The 16,843-nt window shown below is 70.7% G+C and carries 15 protein-coding genes; 12 read left to right on the top strand and 3 right to left on the bottom strand.

Going from position 1 to position 16,843, the window contains the following annotated elements:
- Nucleotides 1-77: 77 nt before the first annotated feature.
- Nucleotides 78-1,334, top strand: coding sequence for a D-arabinono-1,4-lactone oxidase (locus tag ACH4G3_RS02735; protein ID WP_397622739.1), 1,257 nt, complete (start codon nucleotides 78-80; stop codon nucleotides 1,332-1,334).
- 12 nt (nucleotides 1,335-1,346) lie between these two features.
- Here the strand turns inward: ACH4G3_RS02735 and ACH4G3_RS02730 are convergent, their stop codons facing one another.
- A complete protein-coding gene (locus tag ACH4G3_RS02730; RefSeq protein WP_397622738.1) occupies nucleotides 1,347-1,697 on the bottom strand; it encodes a helix-turn-helix transcriptional regulator in 351 nt (116 codons plus the stop codon).
- A 135-nt stretch (nucleotides 1,698-1,832) separates the two neighbouring features.
- On the opposite strand from ACH4G3_RS02730, the gene ACH4G3_RS02725 reads away from it, so the two are divergent.
- The 9 genes from ACH4G3_RS02725 to ACH4G3_RS02685 all read left to right on the top strand — a co-directional run bounded on the left by ACH4G3_RS02725 (nucleotide 1,833) and on the right by ACH4G3_RS02685 (nucleotide 12,990).
- A complete protein-coding gene (locus tag ACH4G3_RS02725; RefSeq protein WP_397622737.1) occupies nucleotides 1,833-2,588 on the top strand; it encodes an ANTAR domain-containing protein in 756 nt (251 codons plus the stop codon).
- 161 nt (nucleotides 2,589-2,749) lie between these two features.
- A complete protein-coding gene (locus ACH4G3_RS02720; protein ID WP_397622736.1) occupies nucleotides 2,750-4,009 on the top strand; it encodes an ROK family transcriptional regulator in 1,260 nt (419 codons plus the stop codon).
- A 220-nt stretch (nucleotides 4,010-4,229) separates the two neighbouring features.
- Nucleotides 4,230-5,492, top strand: a complete 1,263-nt coding sequence (locus tag ACH4G3_RS02715; RefSeq protein WP_397622735.1) for an ABC transporter substrate-binding protein — start codon at nucleotides 4,230-4,232, stop codon at nucleotides 5,490-5,492.
- Nucleotides 5,493-5,512: 20 nt separating this feature from the next.
- Nucleotides 5,513-6,478, top strand: coding sequence for a carbohydrate ABC transporter permease (locus tag ACH4G3_RS02710; protein WP_397622734.1), 966 nt, complete (start codon nucleotides 5,513-5,515; stop codon nucleotides 6,476-6,478).
- Nucleotides 6,475-7,359, top strand: a complete 885-nt coding sequence (locus tag ACH4G3_RS02705) for a carbohydrate ABC transporter permease (RefSeq protein WP_397622733.1) — start codon at nucleotides 6,475-6,477, stop codon at nucleotides 7,357-7,359. Before ACH4G3_RS02710 ends, ACH4G3_RS02705 begins: the two co-directional genes overlap by 4 nt.
- Before the next feature lie 12 nt (nucleotides 7,360-7,371).
- A complete protein-coding gene (locus ACH4G3_RS02700) occupies nucleotides 7,372-10,242 on the top strand; it encodes a glycoside hydrolase family 2 TIM barrel-domain containing protein (RefSeq protein ID WP_397622732.1) in 2,871 nt (956 codons plus the stop codon).
- Nucleotides 10,243-10,381: 139 nt separating this feature from the next.
- The gene (locus tag ACH4G3_RS02695; RefSeq protein ID WP_397623363.1) at nucleotides 10,382-11,377 is read left to right on the top strand and encodes an ABC transporter ATP-binding protein; all 996 of its coding nucleotides are present in this window, start codon (nucleotides 10,382-10,384) and stop codon (nucleotides 11,375-11,377) included.
- 1 nt (nucleotide 11,378) lies between these two features.
- Nucleotides 11,379-12,182 carry an ABC-2 family transporter protein gene (locus ACH4G3_RS02690; protein ID WP_397622731.1) on the top strand — a complete coding sequence of 268 codons (804 nt, stop codon included), beginning with the start codon at nucleotides 11,379-11,381 and terminating at the stop codon, nucleotides 12,180-12,182.
- 1 nt (nucleotide 12,183) lies between these two features.
- A complete protein-coding gene (locus tag ACH4G3_RS02685; protein WP_397622730.1) occupies nucleotides 12,184-12,990 on the top strand; it encodes an ABC transporter permease in 807 nt (268 codons plus the stop codon).
- 79 nt (nucleotides 12,991-13,069) lie between these two features.
- Here ACH4G3_RS02685 and ACH4G3_RS02680 read toward each other — a convergent pair whose 3' ends face one another.
- Complete coding sequence (locus ACH4G3_RS02680) at nucleotides 13,070-14,353, bottom strand: MFS transporter (RefSeq protein WP_397622729.1); 1,284 nt, start codon at nucleotides 14,351-14,353, stop codon at nucleotides 13,070-13,072.
- Between the two features lie 206 nt (nucleotides 14,354-14,559).
- On the opposite strand from ACH4G3_RS02680, the gene ACH4G3_RS02675 reads away from it, so the two are divergent.
- The gene (locus ACH4G3_RS02675; protein ID WP_397622728.1) at nucleotides 14,560-15,327 is read left to right on the top strand and encodes a hypothetical protein; all 768 of its coding nucleotides are present in this window, start codon (nucleotides 14,560-14,562) and stop codon (nucleotides 15,325-15,327) included.
- A gap of 13 nt (nucleotides 15,328-15,340) precedes the next feature.
- Here ACH4G3_RS02675 and ACH4G3_RS02670 read toward each other — a convergent pair whose 3' ends face one another.
- The gene (locus ACH4G3_RS02670) at nucleotides 15,341-15,724 is read right to left on the bottom strand and encodes a hypothetical protein (protein WP_397622727.1); all 384 of its coding nucleotides are present in this window, start codon (nucleotides 15,722-15,724) and stop codon (nucleotides 15,341-15,343) included.
- A gap of 102 nt (nucleotides 15,725-15,826) precedes the next feature.
- Between ACH4G3_RS02670 and sigJ the strand changes: the two genes are divergently transcribed.
- Nucleotides 15,827-16,741, top strand: coding sequence for an RNA polymerase sigma factor SigJ (sigJ, locus tag ACH4G3_RS02665; RefSeq protein ID WP_397622726.1), 915 nt, complete (start codon nucleotides 15,827-15,829; stop codon nucleotides 16,739-16,741).
- The last annotated feature ends 102 nt before the right edge of the window (nucleotides 16,742-16,843 follow it).

Genomic DNA, 16,843 nt, shown 5'->3' with positions numbered 1-16,843 from the left:
GGCAACGGACGACGGGCCGGGGTAGGTTCCGGCAGGGGGCTGTCCCGGTCCCCGCTGTTTCGGGGAAGGACGACGCGATGAACGGGACCGTGACCAACTGGGCGGGGAACATCACCTACGCGGCCAAGGAACTGCACCGGCCGGGCTCCCTCAGCGCGCTGCGCGCGCTCGTCGCGGACAGCGACCGGGTGCGGGTGCTGGGCAGCGGACACTCGTTCAACGAGATCGCCGAACCGGGCGCCGAGGGCGTCCTGCTGTCGCTGGCCGGCCTCCCCCCGGAGATCGACGTCGACACGAAGGCCCGGACGGTCCGGGTCGGCGGCGGCGTGCGCTACGCGGAGCTGGCCCGCCGGGTGCACGGGCAGGGGCTCGCACTGCACAACATGGCGTCCCTGCCGCACATCTCGGTGGCCGGGTCGGTCGCGACCGGCACCCATGGCTCGGGCGTGCTCAACGGCCCGCTCTCGGCGGCCGTGCGCGAGGTGGAGCTGGTCACGGCGGACGGCGGGACGGTGACCATAGGCCGGGACGAGGAGCGGTTCGGCGGGGCCGTCACCTCGCTGGGCGCGCTCGGTGTCGTCACCGCGCTCACCCTCGACCTGGAGCCCACCTTCGAGGTCGAGCAGCACGTGTTCACCGAACTGCCCTTCGCGGGACTGGACTCCGGGACCTTCGAGACGGTGATGGCGACGGCGTACAGCGTCAGCCTGTTCACCGACTGGCGCGCGCCGGGCTTCCGGCAGGTGTGGCTCAAGCGGCGCTCCGACCAGCCGCTGCCCGCCTTCCCCTGGGCCGCTCCCGCCACCGAGAAGACGCACCCCGTGCCGGGGATGCCCGCGGTCAACTGCACCGAGCAGTTCGGTGTGCCGGGGCCGTGGCACGAGCGGCTGCCGCACTTCAGGGCGGAGTTCGTCCCGAGCAGCGGGGCGGAGTTGCAGTCGGAGTACCTGCTGCCGCGCGGGCACGCCGTCGAGATGCTGCACGCGCTCGACGCGATCCGGGAGACCATCGCGCCCGTCCTGCAGACCTGCGAGGTGCGTACGGTCGCCGGCGACGACCAGTGGCTGAGCCCCTCCTACGGCCGGGACACCGTGGCGGCGCACTTCACCTGGGTCGAGGACACGCCGGCGGTGCTGCCGGTGGTGCGGCGGGTCGAGGAGGCGCTGGAGCCGTTCGGGGCGCGGCCGCACTGGGGGAAGGTGTTCACCGTGCCGGCGTCCGACCTGCGCGGGCTGTATCCGCGGCTCGGAGACTTCCGGGTGCTGGCGCGGGAGTTGGACCCCGAGGGGACGTTCACCAACGCCTTCGTGCGGGACGTACTGAGGGAGGCGTAGCGGGTCCGCGGGTCAGGTCGTGGCGTGCGGCCGGCTGTGGTCGTCGGGGGCCGTGGCGCGGTCGGCCTCGTCCTTGACGAGCAGGGAGAGCAGCGACGCCACGGTCAGACCGGCCTCGGCGGGGTGCCGGAGCACCTTGGCGGGGTCGATCCGGTACGTGTTGGTGCGGCCCTCCCGGGTGTGGGAGAGATAACCGTCCTGCTCCAGATCGGCGATGATCTTCTGGACGGCGCGTTCGGTGAGCCGGCAGTGGGCCGCGATGTCCCGGATACGGGCGCTGTGGTTGTCGGCGATGGCTGCCAGCACCCGGGCATGGTTGGTGAGAAACGTCCATCCGGTGTGTGGCTCGGGCACTCCATCCATGCCCCAACTCTACCGACCTCACGTACACGCATTCAAAAACACGTACTTCGTTTCATGTATTGGTTGACGGGTGTGGGGTAGAGAGGCAACGCTGGAACACGGAGGCACGGCGAACTAACAAGGGAGAACGGGGCCATGCCGGACGCTGCGCACACTGCGCGGTCTCACACCCAGGAGGGCGCCGTATCCGCGGCGGGCGCCGACGCGCCGGCGGAGATCCCGCCGTGCATGGCGACCATGGACGTCACACCGGACGGCGACCGGATGACCGTCACCGTGTGGGGCGAACTCGACCTGGGCAGCCGGCGGCTGCTGCCGGATCTGCACGACATCCTCACGTTGTCGGTCAGCGGCATCGACCTGCGGCTGGACGCGATCGGGTTCTGCGACTGCTCCGGCCTCAACATGCTGCTCGACCTGCGCGTGCGCGCCCTCGACCAGGGCAAGACGGTCGCCGTCCGCTCCAGCGGCCGCGCGGTGGAGCGCCTGCTCGACCTGACCGGCACCCGGGAGCTGTTCATGGCGCCGGGCCCGCACGAGGGCGCCGTATCCCCTGCCGCCGCCGACGAGCCCGGCCCAGGGCCGGCCGACGACGAGGACCTCCGCGCCGAAGTCGCCCAGCTGCGGCGGGCCATGCAGACCCGGCCGACCATCGACCTGGCCCGCGGCATCCTGATGGCCTCCTTCGGCCTGAGCCCCTCGGCGGCCTGGAGCGTGCTGGTCAGGACCTCCCAGAACACCAACACCAAGCTGCACCATCTGGCCCGGGACCTGGTGGACACGGTGCACGGCGGCACGCTGCCCGAGCCGGTGCAGCAGCAACTCGCGGCCGCCGTGGCGAGCCGTGCGGGTCAGGGACAAACGGCACCCGGGCCACCCCTTGGGGCATGATGAGCAGGCCGCCGTCGGGCGCCGACCGGCCATGACCGGCTCCCACCAGGGCCGCACTTTATAAAGCCCCTTTCCTAACCCCTTGTCGAAAGTCCCGGCAGCCCATAGCCTTGCGCCGCGCCGGTGCCGAATCGACCCGGCCCGAGCCGGCCTGGGAAGGGATGGGCACCCCGGTGAAGCGCACATCACGTGACATCCGCACCGCGAACCGCTACGAGGTGCTGCGCCAGATCATCGCCGAGTCACCGACCTCCCGGCAGGAGCTGGCGGCCGCCACCGGCCTCAGTCTGGCCACGGTCGCCACACTCGTCGGCGAGCTGCTCGACCTCCGCATGATCACGGAGGTCGGCTTCGAGGACTCGGCCGGCGGCCGCCCCCGGGGCCTGGTGGCGGTCAACTCCTCGGGGGGCGCGCTGATCGGCGTCGACATCGCCGAGACGTACGTCCATGTCGAGCTGTTCGACCTGGGGCTGAACGTCCTCGCGCGAGCCGAGGAGGACGTCCGCCCCAGCGAGAGCCTGCCCGAGCAGGTGGTCGGGCACGTGGCCACCGCCGTCGGCTCGGTGGTCATGCAGGCCGGTATCGAGGGCGCCCGGGTGCTCGGGGTCGGGGTGAGCGTGCCGGGGCAGGTGGACCGCGCCACCGGCACCTCGGAGTACGCGCCCAACTGGGACTGGCACGACGTACCGCTGCTCGACCTGCTCACCGAGCACATCGCCTACCCGCTGTACCTGGACAATCCGTTGCGCGCCAGCGCGGTGGCCGAGCTGTGGTTCGGGGCCGCGCGGGGGCGGGGGAACGCCGTCGTGGTCAACCTCGGGACCGGGGTCGGCGCCGGGCTCGTCCTGGGCGGCGGGCTGCACCGCGGCGTGAGCAACAGCGCCGGCGAGTGGGGCCACACCACGATGGTGCTGGACGGACGCCTGTGCCGCTGTGGCAACCACGGCTGCGTGGAGACCTACGTCGGCGCGCGCGGCATCATGCTCAACCTGCGCGAGGTCGGCCCCGACAGCGCGCTGCTGCACCCGGACGACCAGACGGCGACCATCGACGCGCTGGCCCGCGGGGTGGCGGCGGACGACCCGGTGGCCCGCCGGGCCGTCCACGAGACCGCGCGCTATCTGGGCGCCGGCGTCGCCGACCTGGTGAACCTGTTCAACCCCGAGATCGTCGTGCTGAGCAGCTGGGTCGCCCGCACCCTGGGCGAACCGCTGCTGCACGAGGTGCGCGAGGCCGTCGCCCGGCACGCGCTGCCACGGCCGCTGGCCGCCACCGAGATCGTCCTCTCCCCGATCCCCACCGACCCGGTGTGCCTGGGCGCGGCGACGTTCGCGCTCGAAGGGGCGCTCCAGGCCGTCGGGCAGAAGAACGGCAAACGCACCACCCGCGCGAGGAGCCGCACCACCGCTCCACCCTCGTAACGGCGGAAGCAACTCCTCCGCCACGCCCGCTTGTTCGAAATCGCGAACCGGACGCAACGCTTCGAACAGACTTCGTCCAACCCCTTGCCGAAGCCTTAGCCGAAGCTCTAGCGTCCCGCACCGCACCTCTCTTTGAGCCATCTGGCGCGAGCCCCCGGGCCGTGAGCCATCAGGCAGTGAGCCGCAGAGCCGCAGCCGCACTCGAGACAAGGACGTCAGCATGCCGGCATCGAGCAACATGAACTGGGACCGCCGAAACGTACTGCGGGCCGCGATGGGCCTGGCCGCCGCCGGCGGACTCGCCGCGTGCGGCAGCAACACCGGCCGGGGCAGCGGAGGTTCGGGCGACGGCCTCGTCCAGTACTTCCACGCGTACGGCGAGGCCGGCGTCGAGCAGGCCGTCAAGCGGTACGCGAAGGCCTACAAGGACGCCAGCGTGACCACGCAGTGGATCACCGGCAACAACTACGAGCAGAAGCTCTTCGCCGCGCTGCTCACCAAGAACGCGCCCGACGTCTTCGAGTTCCACCCGCAGATCCAGCTCATCAAGAGCGGTCAGGTCGCCGACCTCACCGACATCATCGGACCGGCCAAGGACGACTTCAACCAGGCCGACATCAAGTCGCACACGGTCGACGGCAAGATATACGGCGTCCGGATGATCGACGACCCGCAGTTCCTCTTCTACCGGCCTTCGCTGTTCGAGAAGGCCGGGGTCGAGGTGCCGACCACCCTGGAAGAGCTGATCGAGGCCGCCGACAAGCTGACCACCAGCAAGGTCAAGGGCATCTTCCTCGGCAACGACCTGACCTCGATCGACCGCCCGCTGATCTGGTCGGCCGGCGCCGACACGCTCACCGCGGACAACAAGCCCGCCTTCAACACCGACGCCGTCGCCGAGGGCCTCAAGCAGCTGCGCGGCCTGTTCACCAGCGGCAACCTGCTCCTCGACGCCCCCGCCGACTCGTGGGACCCGTCGGCCTTCATCCAGGGCCTCACCGCGATCCAGTGGTGCGGCATGTGGGCCATGCCGGCCATGCAGAAGGCGCTCGGCGACGACATCGGCATCTTCCCGTTCCCGAAGGTCGGCTCGGCCGGCAAGCAGTCGGTCTACAACGGCGGCTGGTCGATGTTCGTCAACGCCAAGAGCAAGAACGTCGAGGCGGCCAAGGAATACGTGAAGTGGCTGTGGATCGACCAGAAGGAGTACCAGGAGGACTTCGCCACCTCCTACGGCTTCCACATCCCGCCGCGCACCTCGCTCGCCGCCTCCGCGACCAAGCTGAAGTCCGGCCTGCCGGCCGAGGGGGTCAAGCTCTTCAACGAGTTCGGCCACTTCGACAACATCGGCTGGACGCAGGCCATGATCGCCGCGTTCTGGGACGTGATCGCCAACACCGTCCGCAAGAACGGCGACCCGAAGGCCCAGCTCGACGCGTGTGAGAAGAAGGTCAACGCCGAACTCAAGAAGCTCTTCGGATAGACCACCGGACGGATCTCGACATGTCGACCACCACCACACGCGGGGTCGCCCAGCCCGCCCCGGCCAAGGTCTCCAAGACCCGGCCGAGGCGGGGCCTGAGGGCGAACAGCACCTTCAACTTCTGGCTCTTCACCGGGCCGTTCCTGATCGGCCTGGTGATATTCGTCTTCGTGCCGATCGGCTGGAGCATCTGGCTCAGCTTCTTCGAGGCGCGCTTCACCGTGACGCCGAGCGAGTTCGTCGGCTTCGACAACTACAAGCAGATCCTGACGGACACGAACTTCCGGAACTCGCTGGTCACGTTCACCGTGTTCGCCGCGTTCATCGTGCCCGCCACCTGGGCCCTCTCGCTGGGTCTGGCGCTGCTGGTCAACCGGCTGCGGTTCATGCGGGCGTTCTTCCGGTCGGTGTTCTTCCTGCCGACCGCGGTCAGCTATGTCGCCGCCGCGCTGATCTGGAAGATGTCCATCTTCAACGGCGTCCGCTTCGGTCTGGCCAACACCGTCCTCGGCTGGTTCGGCATCGACAACATCGCCTGGCTGGCCAACCCCGACCCGCCCTGGTACTGGCTGGTCATCGTGACCGTCCGCCTCTGGCTCCAGTCGGGCTTCTACATGATCCTGTTCATCGCGGCGCTGCAGAACATCCCGCGGGAGCTGTACGAGGCCGCCGCCATCGACGGCGCCAAGCCGGGCTGGCAGACCTTCCGGCACATCACCCTGCCCCAGCTCAGGGCCACCTCCACCGCGGTGATCCTGCTCCTGCTGGTCGCCGCGTACCAGGCCTTCGACGAGTTCTTCAACCTGCTCGGCAAGGCCACCTGGGGCCAGCCCCCACTGGTCGAGCTCTACAAGATGGCCCTCGGCCAGAACCAGAACTACGGCGCGGGCAGCGCGGGCGCGGTCGTGCTCACCCTGCTCATCTGCGTCGTCACACTGCTCCAGGGCAAGATCATGGGCTTCGGAAGGGGTGAGGAGTCCAGGTGACCACCACAGCACCCGACATCAGCAAGGTGACGAAGCCGGCCAAGGTCAAGCGCGGCGGCGGCGTCATGGGCAGCACCGGTCTGTACATCGCGACCGGCGTCGCCGCCCTCCTCTTCCTGATCCCCTTCTATCTGATCGTCCGCAACGCGCTGATGACGGACCCGGAGATCACGGGTGAGAGCTGGAAGTGGTTCCCCACTTCCATCCAGTGGGGCAACATCACCGAGCCGTTCGACGACGTCACCGTCGACTTCGCGCAGTCCCTGTGGAACTCCGTGGTCGTCGCCGTCCTCCACACGGCGGGAATCCTGCTGATCTGCTCGATGGCCGGCTACGGCCTCGCCCGCATCCCGTACAAGCACGCCAACAAGGTGTTCTACGCCGTTCTGGTGACCCTGATGGTTCCGACGGCGGTCACCTTCGTACCGAGCTTCGTGCTGGTCTCGTCGCTCGGCTGGGTGGACAGCTACCGGGGTCTCATCATCCCGGGCCTCTTCAGTGGTTTCACGTGCTTCCTGTTCCGGCAGTACTTCCTCGGGTTCCCGAAGGAGCTGGAGGAGGCGGCGCGCGTGGACGGGCTCGGCTACTGGGGCGCCTACTGGCGGATCGTCGTGCCGAACTCGCTGAACTTCTTCGCGGCCATCGCCACGATCACCTTCATCAACGGCTGGAACGCCTTCCTGTGGCCCCTGGTCATCGGACAGGATCCGAGTGCCTGGACAGTCCAGGTGGCGCTGTCGTCGTATATGACGAACCAGACCGTCAACTACCACCTGATCTTCATGGCCACGGCCATCTCGATCCTGCCCCTGATCTTCGTCTTCCTCTTCCTCCAGCGCTGGCTGGTGCAGGGGATCGCACAGACCGGCATCAAGGGCTGAGCTAGGAGACCGATGTCTTTCCGCACGACCCCATCCGTCGACTACGTCGAGGACGTCTCCCCGGGCAGCGGTGCCCTGCCGCCCCGTGCCTGGTACGCGTCCTCGGACGCGCGGTCCCTGTCCCTGAACGGCAGCTGGCGCTTCCGGCTGTCCGCGACGATCGACGCCGAGGACGACTCGTTCGCCGAGGAGGGCCACCAGGCCGGGGACTGGGCCGAGGTCACGGTCCCCGGGCACTGGGTCCTCCAGGGGGACGGGGCGTTCGGGTCCCCGATCTACACCAACCACCTGTACCCCTTCCCGGTGGACCCGCCGCACGTCCCGACGGAGAACCCGACCGGTGACCATCTGCGCTTCTTCGACCTGCCCTCCGACTGGCCGTCGGACGGCGGTGCGGTGCTGCGCTTCGACGGTGTCGAGTCCTGCGCCCGCGTCTGGCTGAACGGCACGGAGCTCGGCGAGTTCAAGGGCTCCCGGCTGCCGCACGAGTTCGCGGTAGGGCACCTGCTGAAGCCGGGCGGGAACGTGCTGGCCGTGCGCGTGCACCAGTGGTCGGCGGGGTCGTACCTGGAGGACCAGGACCAGTGGTGGCTGCCGGGCATCTTCCGTGACGTGACGTTGCTGCACCGCCCCGCGGGCAGCGCCGGCGACTTCTTCGTGCACGCCTCGTACGACCACACCACCGGCGAGGGCACCCTGCGCGTCGACTCCGACGTCGACGGGCGGGTGACCGTCCCCGCCCTGGACATCGATGTCGCCACCGGCGAGGCGGTGACGGTCGCGGTCGAGCCGTGGACCGCCGAGACGCCGAGGCTCTACGACGGTGTGCTGGCCACCGAGGGCGAACGGGTGCCGCTGCGGATCGGCTTCCGTACGGTCGTCCTGGAGGACGGGCTCGTCAAGGTCAACGGCAGGGCCGTCCTCTTCAAGGGCGTCAACCGGCACGAGTGGCACCCCGAGAAGGGCCGCGCGCTCGACCTGGAGACCATGCGCGAGGACGTGCTGCTGATGAAGCGGCACAACCTCAACGCCGTGCGCACCTCGCACTACCCGCCGCACCCGGCCTTCCTCGACCTGTGCGACGAGTACGGCCTGTGGGTCATCGACGAGTGCGACCTGGAGACCCACGGCTTCACCGAGCAGGACTGGCGGGACAACCCGGTCGACGACGACCGCTGGACCCCGGCCCTGCTGGACCGTGCGGCGCGGATGGTCGAGCGGGACAAGAACCACCCGTCCATCGTGTTCTGGTCGCTGGGCAACGAGGCCGGCACCGGTCGCGGGCTCACCGCCATGGCCGAGTGGATCCACGACCGCGACCCCGAGCGGCTGGTGCACTACGAGGGCGACTGGAACTGCCGCGACACCGACGTGTACTCGCGGATGTACGCCTTCCACGACGAGGTCGAGAAGATCGGGCAGCGGCTCGACGGCGGCACCCGGGGGCGCCGCGAACTGCCGTTCATCCAGTGCGAGTACGGGCACGCCATGGGCAACGGCCCGGGCGGGCTCGCCGACTACCAGGAGCTGTTCGAGAAGTACGAGCGGCTCCAGGGCGGGTTCATCTGGGAGTGGATCGACCACGGCGTCGAGCACGCCGGGCTGGGCTACGCCTACGGCGGTGACTTCGGCGAGGAGCTGCACGACGGGAACTTCGTCTGCGACGGGCTGGTCTTCCCGGACCGGACGCCGTCGCCGGGCCTCGTCGAGTACAAGAAGGTGATCGAGCCCGTCCACATCGAGGGCGACGGCGCGAACGGCATCGTGCGGATCACCAACAAGCAGGACTTCGCCGACCTGTCCGCGCTGACCTTCGAGTGGTCGTGCCAGGTGGACGGCGAGACGGTCGAGTCGGGTTCGCTGTCGGTGCCGGCGCTCGCGCCCGGCGAGAGCGCCGAGGTGAAGCTGCCGGAGCCGCCCGTGGACGGCCGGGGCGGCGAACGCCAGTGGACCGTGCGGGCGCTGCTCGCGGACGACACGCTGTGGGCCGCGAAGGACCACGTCGTCGCCTGGGGGCAGTTCGCCGCGGGGGCACGGCCGCTGCCGTCCTTCCCCGCGACCGACCGGCCCGTGCGCGACGGGGACCGGTTCACGCTCGGCCCGGCCGCGTTCGACGCCCGCACCGGTGCGCTGCTGTCGATCGGCGAGGTCGGGGTGAGCGCCCCGCGGCTGGACGTGTGGCGGGCGCCGACCGACAACGACGACGGCGCGGAGTGGCAGACCGACACCCGCTACGGGACGCTGTGGCGCACGCTCGGCCTGCACCGCATGCGGCACCGCCTGGTCTCGGTCGAGGCCGGCGACGACGCGCTGACGGTCCGCACCCGGGTGGCGCCGGCCGCCCGCGAGGTCGGCCTGGACACGGTGTACCGCTGGACGTCCGACGGCGAGCGGCTGCGGCTGGACGTGTCCGTGACGCCGGAAGGCGACTGGACGGTGCCGCTGCCCCGGCTCGGCGTCCGGTTCGGTCTGTCGGAGGCCGACGCCGTGGAGTGGTTCGGCGGCGGCCCGGGCGAGGCGTACCCGGACACCAAGGCGGCGTCCATGGTGGGGCGCTGGCAGTCGACGGTGGACGGGCTCCAGACGCCGTACGTGCGCCCCCAGGAGAACGGCGCCCGCGCCGACGTCCGCTGGGTGGAGCTCGGCGGCCTCAGGATCGAGGGCGACCCGGAGTTCTGGTTCACCGCGCGGCGCTGGACCACCGAGCAGCTGGACGCGGCCCGGCACCGCACCGACCTCACGCCGGGCGACACGGTGTGGGTCAACCTCGACCACGGGCAGCACGGCATCGGCTCGCAGTCGTGCGGCCCGGGTCCGCTGCCGCAGTACTTCCTGAAGGCCGAGCCGGCTCAGTTCGCGTTCGTGTTCTCGACCACCAGGTAAGAAATCGATGTAAGAACTCGATTAATCGATTGACCGATTGATCGACATTCCGACAGGGTCGGGACGTCATCCGCGGCCGGTCGGCCCCTCACAGCCGACCGGCCGCACCGCGTTCACCACAAGGAAGTTGGTGAGTCGGTTGAGTGTCGCCATCGAGGTCCGCGGGCTGTCCCGCACCTTCCACACCACCGTCCGCCGCCCCGGGTTCCTGGGTGCCGTCCGCTCCCTGGTCAACCCCGAGCGAGTCGCCAAGCACGCCGTCTCCGACATCACCTTCGACGTGGCCCCGGGCGAACTGCTCGCCCTGCTCGGCCCGAACGGCGCCGGCAAGTCCACCACCATCAAGATGCTGACCGGCATCCTCACGCCCACCTCCGGCGAGGCCCGGGTCGCGGGCGTGGTGCCCTACCGGGAGCGGGAGCGCAACGCCCGTAACGTCGGCGCGGTGTTCGGGCAGCGCACCCAGCTGTGGTGGGACCTGCCGGTGCGCGAGTCGTTCGCGATCCTGCGGGACATCTATGAGGTGCCGAAGGCCGAACACGCCGCCCGGCTGAAGGAGTTCGACGAGATCCTGGACCTGTCGTCCTTCTGGGACACCCGGGTCCGCCATCTCTCGCTCGGCCAGCGGGTGCGCAGCGATCTGGCCGCCGCCCTGCTGCACGACCCGCCGGTGGTCTTCCTGGACGAGCCGACGATCGGCATGGACGTGGTGGTCAAGGAGCAGGTGCGGGAGTTTTTGCGCCACCAGGTCGAACAGCGCGGCCGTACCGTGCTGCTGACCACGCACGACATGACGGAGGTCGAGCGGCTCGCCGAGCGGGTGGTGCTGGTCAACCACGGCCGGCTGGTCCTGGACGGCACCCTGGACGAGATCCGCCGGAAGTTCGGCTCGACCTGGCAGGTGCGGGCCACGCTCGCCGACCCGCACGCCGAGGTCGTACCGCCGCCCGGCATCACGCTGCTGCGGCGGGGCGGCGCGCAGGTCGTCTTCGGCCCCGACGGGGCGGACGCGCCCACCGTCCAGCAGGCGCTGAAGGCCGTGATCGAGCGGTTCGAGGTCACGGACATCGCCCTGGACGAGGCGGACCTGGAGGACGTGATGCGGGCCGCGTACGTGCACGCCGGGGAGGTCTGACATGGCCGTGCTGCACGCCTGGCGCGCCGCCCGTGTCACCCCGCTCGGCGAGCTGAACGCCCCGCCCCGGATGACCGCCGTCGCGCTCCGGCTGGCCGTCCAGGTGGTGCTGGTGTGGTCGTTGTGGCGCGGCCTGTACGCGCAGACCGGCACGACCGCCGGGCTGAGCCGCGACCAGGCGGTGACCTACGCCGTGCTGGCCGTCCTGGCCTCCCGGCTGCGGGAGCTGGACCAGTACGCGGGCCGGGACACGGTCCTCCAGCACATGCACTTCGGCACCATCGTCTACTGGTACCTGCGGCCGCTGCCGCCGCAGCGCTACTACGCCCTGCGGGCCGCGGGCGAGCAGCTGTACGGGCTCGCGTGGGCGCTGACGGGGTACGTGATCTGCCTGGCGGCGGGCGTCGTCGAGCCGCCCGGTTCGGCCGCGGTGGCCGGCGTGTTCCTGCTCAGCATGCTGCTGGGCCAGTGGGTCCTGTACTACGTCATGCTCGTGCTCGACCAGTTGTGCTTCTGGACGGTCCGCAACACCGCCGCCATGCTCATCCTGCTGTTCGCGCAGAACCTGCTGTCCGGGGTGTACGCGCCGCTGTGGTTCTTCCCGGACTGGTTCGTGACGATGAGCGCCTTCCTGCCGTTCCAGGCGACGCTGAGCGTGCCGCTGTCGCTGTACGTGGGGCGGATCCCGCTGTCCGACGCGGCGTTCCAGCTGTCCGTGCAGGCGGCCTGGGTGGTCGTGCTGGCGTTGTTCACCCGGCTGCTGTGGCGGCGGGCCGCCCGGCGCGTGATCTCGCAGGGAGGCTGAGATGTCGGTGAAGGCTCTGCGGATCGTGTGGCGCGTCACCGCGCTCAACTTCCGCGCGCAGATGGAGTACCGCACCGAGTTCCTGCTGATGATCGCCATCGGGGCGATCTGGCAGGTGTCGGTGATCGTGTTCGCCACGGTGCTGTTGTCCCGGTTCGCCGGGATGGGCGGCTGGGACAGCTCGGACGTGCTGCTGATCCCGGCGACGCGGATGCTGGCGCACGGGCTGTTCGTGCTGTTCCTCGGGCGGATGCACTGGGCGGGCCGGCAGATCCAGGAGGGCCGGGTCGACATCTACCTGATGCGCCCGATGCCGGTCCACCGGCAGATCCAGCTGGCCTTCTTCCCCACCAACGCCATCGGGGACCTGACGGTCGCGGCGGGTCTGATGGCGGGCGCGCTGTCCCGCAGCGACCTGGACTGGACGGCGGGCCGGATCACGTACCTGGTCGCGGCCGTGCTGGGCGGCATGCTGCTGGAGGCGGCCCTGTTCACGGTCGTGGCGAGCGCGTCCCTGCGTTTCCCTGCCGCCGACTACTGGGGCCGCTGGCTGGAGGAGCTCCTCGGCACGTTCGGCAGCTACCCGCTGAACGTCCTGCCCAAGGCGGTGGGCGGTTTCCTGACCTACGGGCTCCCGCTCGCGTTCGTCGCCTACTTCCCGGCCGCGGTTCTGACCGGCCACGGCCACACCACCGGCGTGCCGTACTGGCTGGCGGCGGCCTCACCACTGCTCGGACTGCTGGCATACCTGGCGGCGCGGCTGCTGTGGCGGTGGAGCCTGCGGCACTACAGCGGGGTCAACGGCTGACGGTCGCCACCGGCGCTCCTGGAGGGCCCGCAGCCTGCAGGAACAGGTTTCTGACCGGCACCGGCGCCGCTGTGTCCCGTCAGCCCCGGCCCGCTTTTCGGACGGGGGTGAACAGCGCGGCCACGGCGATCAGCACGCAGCAGGCGCCGGCGGCCAGGCTGACCGGGGCGGTGCCCCGGTGTTCCGCGGCCCAGGTCATGACGGCGGCGCCGATCGGGGCGGCGGCGTACTGGAGGGTCCAGAAGGCGGAGGTGACCCGGCCCAGGAGGTGTTCCGGGGTCACCTCCTGCCGCAGGGACATCGAGCAGGTGCCCGCCATGCCGGCGCAGGCGAGGAACGCGGCGCTCAGGGCCGCGACGACCGGGACGTCGCGGGCCCAGCCGAGACCGGCGAAGGCGAGGCCGCACACCGCTACCGAGCCGGTCCACGTCGGGCCGAAGCCGAGGCGGCGGCGGATGCGGGCCACCAGCAGGGCGCCGGTGATGGTGCCGAGCGCGCCGACCGCCATGACGGTGCCGACCGTGCCGTCGTCGTGGCCGAGGTCGTGCTTGAGGTGGTAGATGACCAGGTCGTTCAGGCCGAGGGTGAGGAAGCTGAAGACGAACAGGAGGGCGGTGAGCGAGCGCAGCACCGGGTGGCCGTGGAGGAAGGCGACGCCGGTGCGCAGGTCCTGCCACAGTCCCGCGCGCTTGCCCGTCCGCTCGTCCCCCGGGCGGGAGCGGAACCGTACGAAGCACAGGCACACGGCCGAGACCCCGAAGCTGGCCGCGTCCACCCCGACCGCGGCGGCCGGGCCGGACCAGGCGGCGACCAGGCCCGCGCACAGCGGCCCGAGGACGCCCGCCGCCGCGGCGGTCGCGTTGAGGCGCCCGTTGGCCTCGGTGAGCCGCTCGGTGCCGACCAGGCCGCGCACGACCGTGACGTAGCCGACGGCGAACAGCATGCCGACCGCCTCGCACAGCGGCAGCACCGCGTACAGCAGCCAGATCTGCGGGCCGAAGAGCCACACCAGCGGGATCAGCCCGTACAGCGCCATGCGGACGAGGTCGCAGGCGATGAGCAGCCGGCGCCGGTCCACCCGGTCCACCACCGCCCCGGCGAACACGGCCGCCACGACCGCCGCCGCCCCGCCCACCGCCGTCAGCAGGCCCATGCGGGCGACCGAGCCCGTGGCCTCCAGGACCAGCAGGGGCAGGGCGATCAGCGCGAAGGAGTCACCGAGCACGGAGAGGGTCTGGGCGACCCAGAAGACCCCGAAGTCCCGCTGCCGCCACAGCGGTCGGGCGCCGGGTAAGCCGCCGTCGGCCTCCGGGGCGGTGCCGCCGGGCGGCTCGTCCCCGCGCCGCGCCGCCTCGTAGGTCATACCGCCTCCCCCGCGTCAGGAGTCCCGCGCCCCGCGTCCCCGGCAACCTTATGGCGCGCCGTGCACCGAGCAGGCGTAATTCACTACCGGTGGGCGGTGCGGGCGCAGTAGCGTCCGCACCGTGAGGTGATCTCTCCCGCGGTGTCCCGGACACCGCAGACGCGACCCCGACCCGTACCCCTGACGCTCCGCGGGGAGACATCACCATGCACATCACCTTGGGCAGCACTCCCGACGACACCCTGGCCGCCTTCACCGCACAGGCGGCCGCCGATCCCGGCGTCGTCGGGCTGGTCCTCAGCGGCTCCCGGGTCCACGAGGGCATGCCGACGATCCACTCCGACTACGACCTGCATGTGATCCTCAAGGACCGGCACGCCTCGCCGATCGCCGAGTTGGACTGGTTCCGTTCCGCCCACCTGGACCTCGTGGTCCTTGACCTGGCGGAGTTCCGCACCCGTGGCATGCCCGGCCGCCCCGACCACTTCGCGCGCTACTCCTACGTCCACGCACAGGTACTGCTCGACCGGCTCGACGGGACCATCGCCCGCATCCTCGACGGGAAACGGACGCTGGGCGCCGAAGAGGCCCGGGCCGCCGTCGACGGCTGGCTCGACGCGTACGTCAACCAGACCTACCGCTCCCTGAAGAGCTACCGCGACGGCCGCCCCGCCATGGGCCACCTGGACGCCGCCGAGTCCGTCCCCCACGCGCTGGAGGTGCTCTTCGCCCTGCACCGCCGCGTCCGGCCCTACAACAAGTACCTCCAGTGGGAGCTGGAGCGGCAGCCGCTGGGCGAGCCCCGGTGGGACGCGAGCCGGCTCCTGCCGGTCGTCCGCCGCATCCTGGCCGACGGCGACCCGCCCACCCAGCGCGCCCTCTTCTCCGACATCGAGGAGGCGGCACGGCGGGCCGGCCACGACCCCGTGCTCGACGCCTGGGGCACGGAACTGGAACTGCTGCGGCACCCCTGACTGATCGGGGGCCTCAGCGCCGGGCCAGCGCCAGCACGCTGAGACCGAACATCAGGACCCCCAGGGGCAGATGGACCGACGGGACGTGCGCGATGCCGAGCACGACCTGGACCGACGCGAGAACGAGGAAACCCGACGCGTGCCAGACCGGCCGGGCGGAGCCACCGCCCGGCTTCCACGCCAGCACCGCCGCGAGCAGGTACAGCATCGACGCCCCGTACATCACGCGGGCTCCGGCACTGTGCAGCGTCTCTCCGTAGGACGAGGTCAGCAGCAGTCCCGCGGAGACCGCCTGAAGGAAGATCGTCAGGGTCTGCAGGGCGATCGCGATCCGCAGGAACGAGGAGCCGCCGCGCTGTGCGTCCGCCGTCGTCGTCGCCGTCACCTGAGTGGCCATGTCACAGTTCCCCTTGTCCGCCCTCGGGCAGTCGATCGATAAGGTCTCACCAACTCGACGACGCGGGCCTGCGAAAGGTAAGGCGAGGGGGCGGCCGGAAGCATGGGGACTGTCGGGAGCGGCACGGACGGGACAGCCGGCGAGCGACGCCGGCTGATCAATGTCGCCTACCGGTTGCTCGGTTCGGTGACCGAGGCCGAGGACGCGGTGCAGGATGCCTACGCCCGCTGGTACGGGCTGCCCCGCAGCCGGCAGGAGGAGATCCTGTCCCCCGGCGCCTGGCTGACGACGGTGACCGGCCGCATCTGCCTGGACCTGCTCGGCTCGGCCCGGGCCCGCCGGGAACGCTATGTCGGCGCGTGGCTGCCCGAGCCGCTGCCCGACCGGACCGAGTGGGACGGCGCGGGCGGCACCGGGCCCGCCGTTCCCGCGGACCCCGCCGACCAGATCGTCCTGGACGAGTCGGTGTCCATGGCCTTCCTCGTCGTCCTGGAGTCGATGACGCCCGCCGAGCGGGTGGCGTTCGTCCTGCATGACGTCTTCCGCTATCCGTTCGCCGAGATCGCCGGCGTTCTCGGCCGGACTCCCGCGGCCTGCAAGCAGCTGGCGGCCTCCGCCCGGCGGCGGGTGGGCGCCGCGCCTGCTCCGGTGCCGGCGACCGGCCGGGCCGACGTGGTGCGGCACGTCAAAGAGGCCTGGGAGAGCAAGGACATCGCGGCCCTCGTCGGGCTCCTCGACCCGGCCGCCGTGATGACCGCCGACGGCGGCGGCATGGTCGGCACCGTCCTGCGCCCGGTCGAGGGCGGCGCGCGCATCGCCCAGTACATGGTCGCCATCGCCGACAAGGCTCCGGGGCTCGAACTCCTGGAGCGGACGGTCAACGGCGTGCCGGGCCTGGTGGCCCAGCGGGACGGCGTCGTCATGACGGTGGCCGCGTTCGACGTCTCCGACGGGCGCGTCACCCGGATCTGGGCGGTCCGCAACCCGGAGAAGCTGCGGCCGTGGGCGTGGTCCTAGGTCGTGTCCGCAAAGTCCCGGGCCGCCCTTTCATCTTCAATTGTTTCCCCCGAGTCCCTTGCGCCTCACCCGAGTTGGCGTCGAACCTGAACATCGTTCATG

It is taken from the genome of Streptomyces afghaniensis, assembly GCF_044327915.1.
GTDB classification, from domain to species: domain Bacteria; phylum Actinomycetota; class Actinomycetes; order Streptomycetales; family Streptomycetaceae; genus Streptomyces; species Streptomyces afghaniensis.
The sequence above is the reverse complement of the archived record's forward strand: the minus strand, read 5'-3'. Positions and strand labels throughout refer to the sequence as shown.

Excerpts from the sequence above, each read along its gene's own strand:
- ACH4G3_RS02710 (WP_397622734.1), top strand. The coding sequence starts at position 5,513 with ATGTCGACCACCACCACACGCGGGGTCGCCCAGCCCGCCCCGGCCAAG.
- ACH4G3_RS02675 (WP_397622728.1), top strand. The coding sequence starts at position 14,560 with ATGCACATCACCTTGGGCAGCACTCCCGACGACACCCTGGCCGCCTTC.
- ACH4G3_RS02725 (WP_397622737.1), top strand. The coding sequence starts at position 1,833 with ATGCCGGACGCTGCGCACACTGCGCGGTCTCACACCCAGGAGGGCGCC.
- ACH4G3_RS02685 (WP_397622730.1), top strand. The coding sequence starts at position 12,184 with ATGTCGGTGAAGGCTCTGCGGATCGTGTGGCGCGTCACCGCGCTCAAC.
- ACH4G3_RS02700 (WP_397622732.1), top strand. The coding sequence starts at position 7,372 with ATGTCTTTCCGCACGACCCCATCCGTCGACTACGTCGAGGACGTCTCC.
- sigJ (WP_397622726.1), top strand. The coding sequence starts at position 15,827 with ATGGGGACTGTCGGGAGCGGCACGGACGGGACAGCCGGCGAGCGACGC.
- ACH4G3_RS02730 (WP_397622738.1), bottom strand. The coding sequence starts at position 1,697 with ATGGATGGAGTGCCCGAGCCACACACCGGATGGACGTTTCTCACCAAC.
- ACH4G3_RS02715 (WP_397622735.1), top strand. The coding sequence starts at position 4,230 with ATGCCGGCATCGAGCAACATGAACTGGGACCGCCGAAACGTACTGCGG.
- ACH4G3_RS02690 (WP_397622731.1), top strand. The coding sequence starts at position 11,379 with ATGGCCGTGCTGCACGCCTGGCGCGCCGCCCGTGTCACCCCGCTCGGC.
- ACH4G3_RS02680 (WP_397622729.1), bottom strand. The coding sequence starts at position 14,353 with ATGACCTACGAGGCGGCGCGGCGCGGGGACGAGCCGCCCGGCGGCACC.
- ACH4G3_RS02720 (WP_397622736.1), top strand. The coding sequence starts at position 2,750 with ATGGGCACCCCGGTGAAGCGCACATCACGTGACATCCGCACCGCGAAC.
- ACH4G3_RS02735 (WP_397622739.1), top strand. The coding sequence starts at position 78 with ATGAACGGGACCGTGACCAACTGGGCGGGGAACATCACCTACGCGGCC.
- ACH4G3_RS02670 (WP_397622727.1), bottom strand. The coding sequence starts at position 15,724 with ATGGCCACTCAGGTGACGGCGACGACGACGGCGGACGCACAGCGCGGC.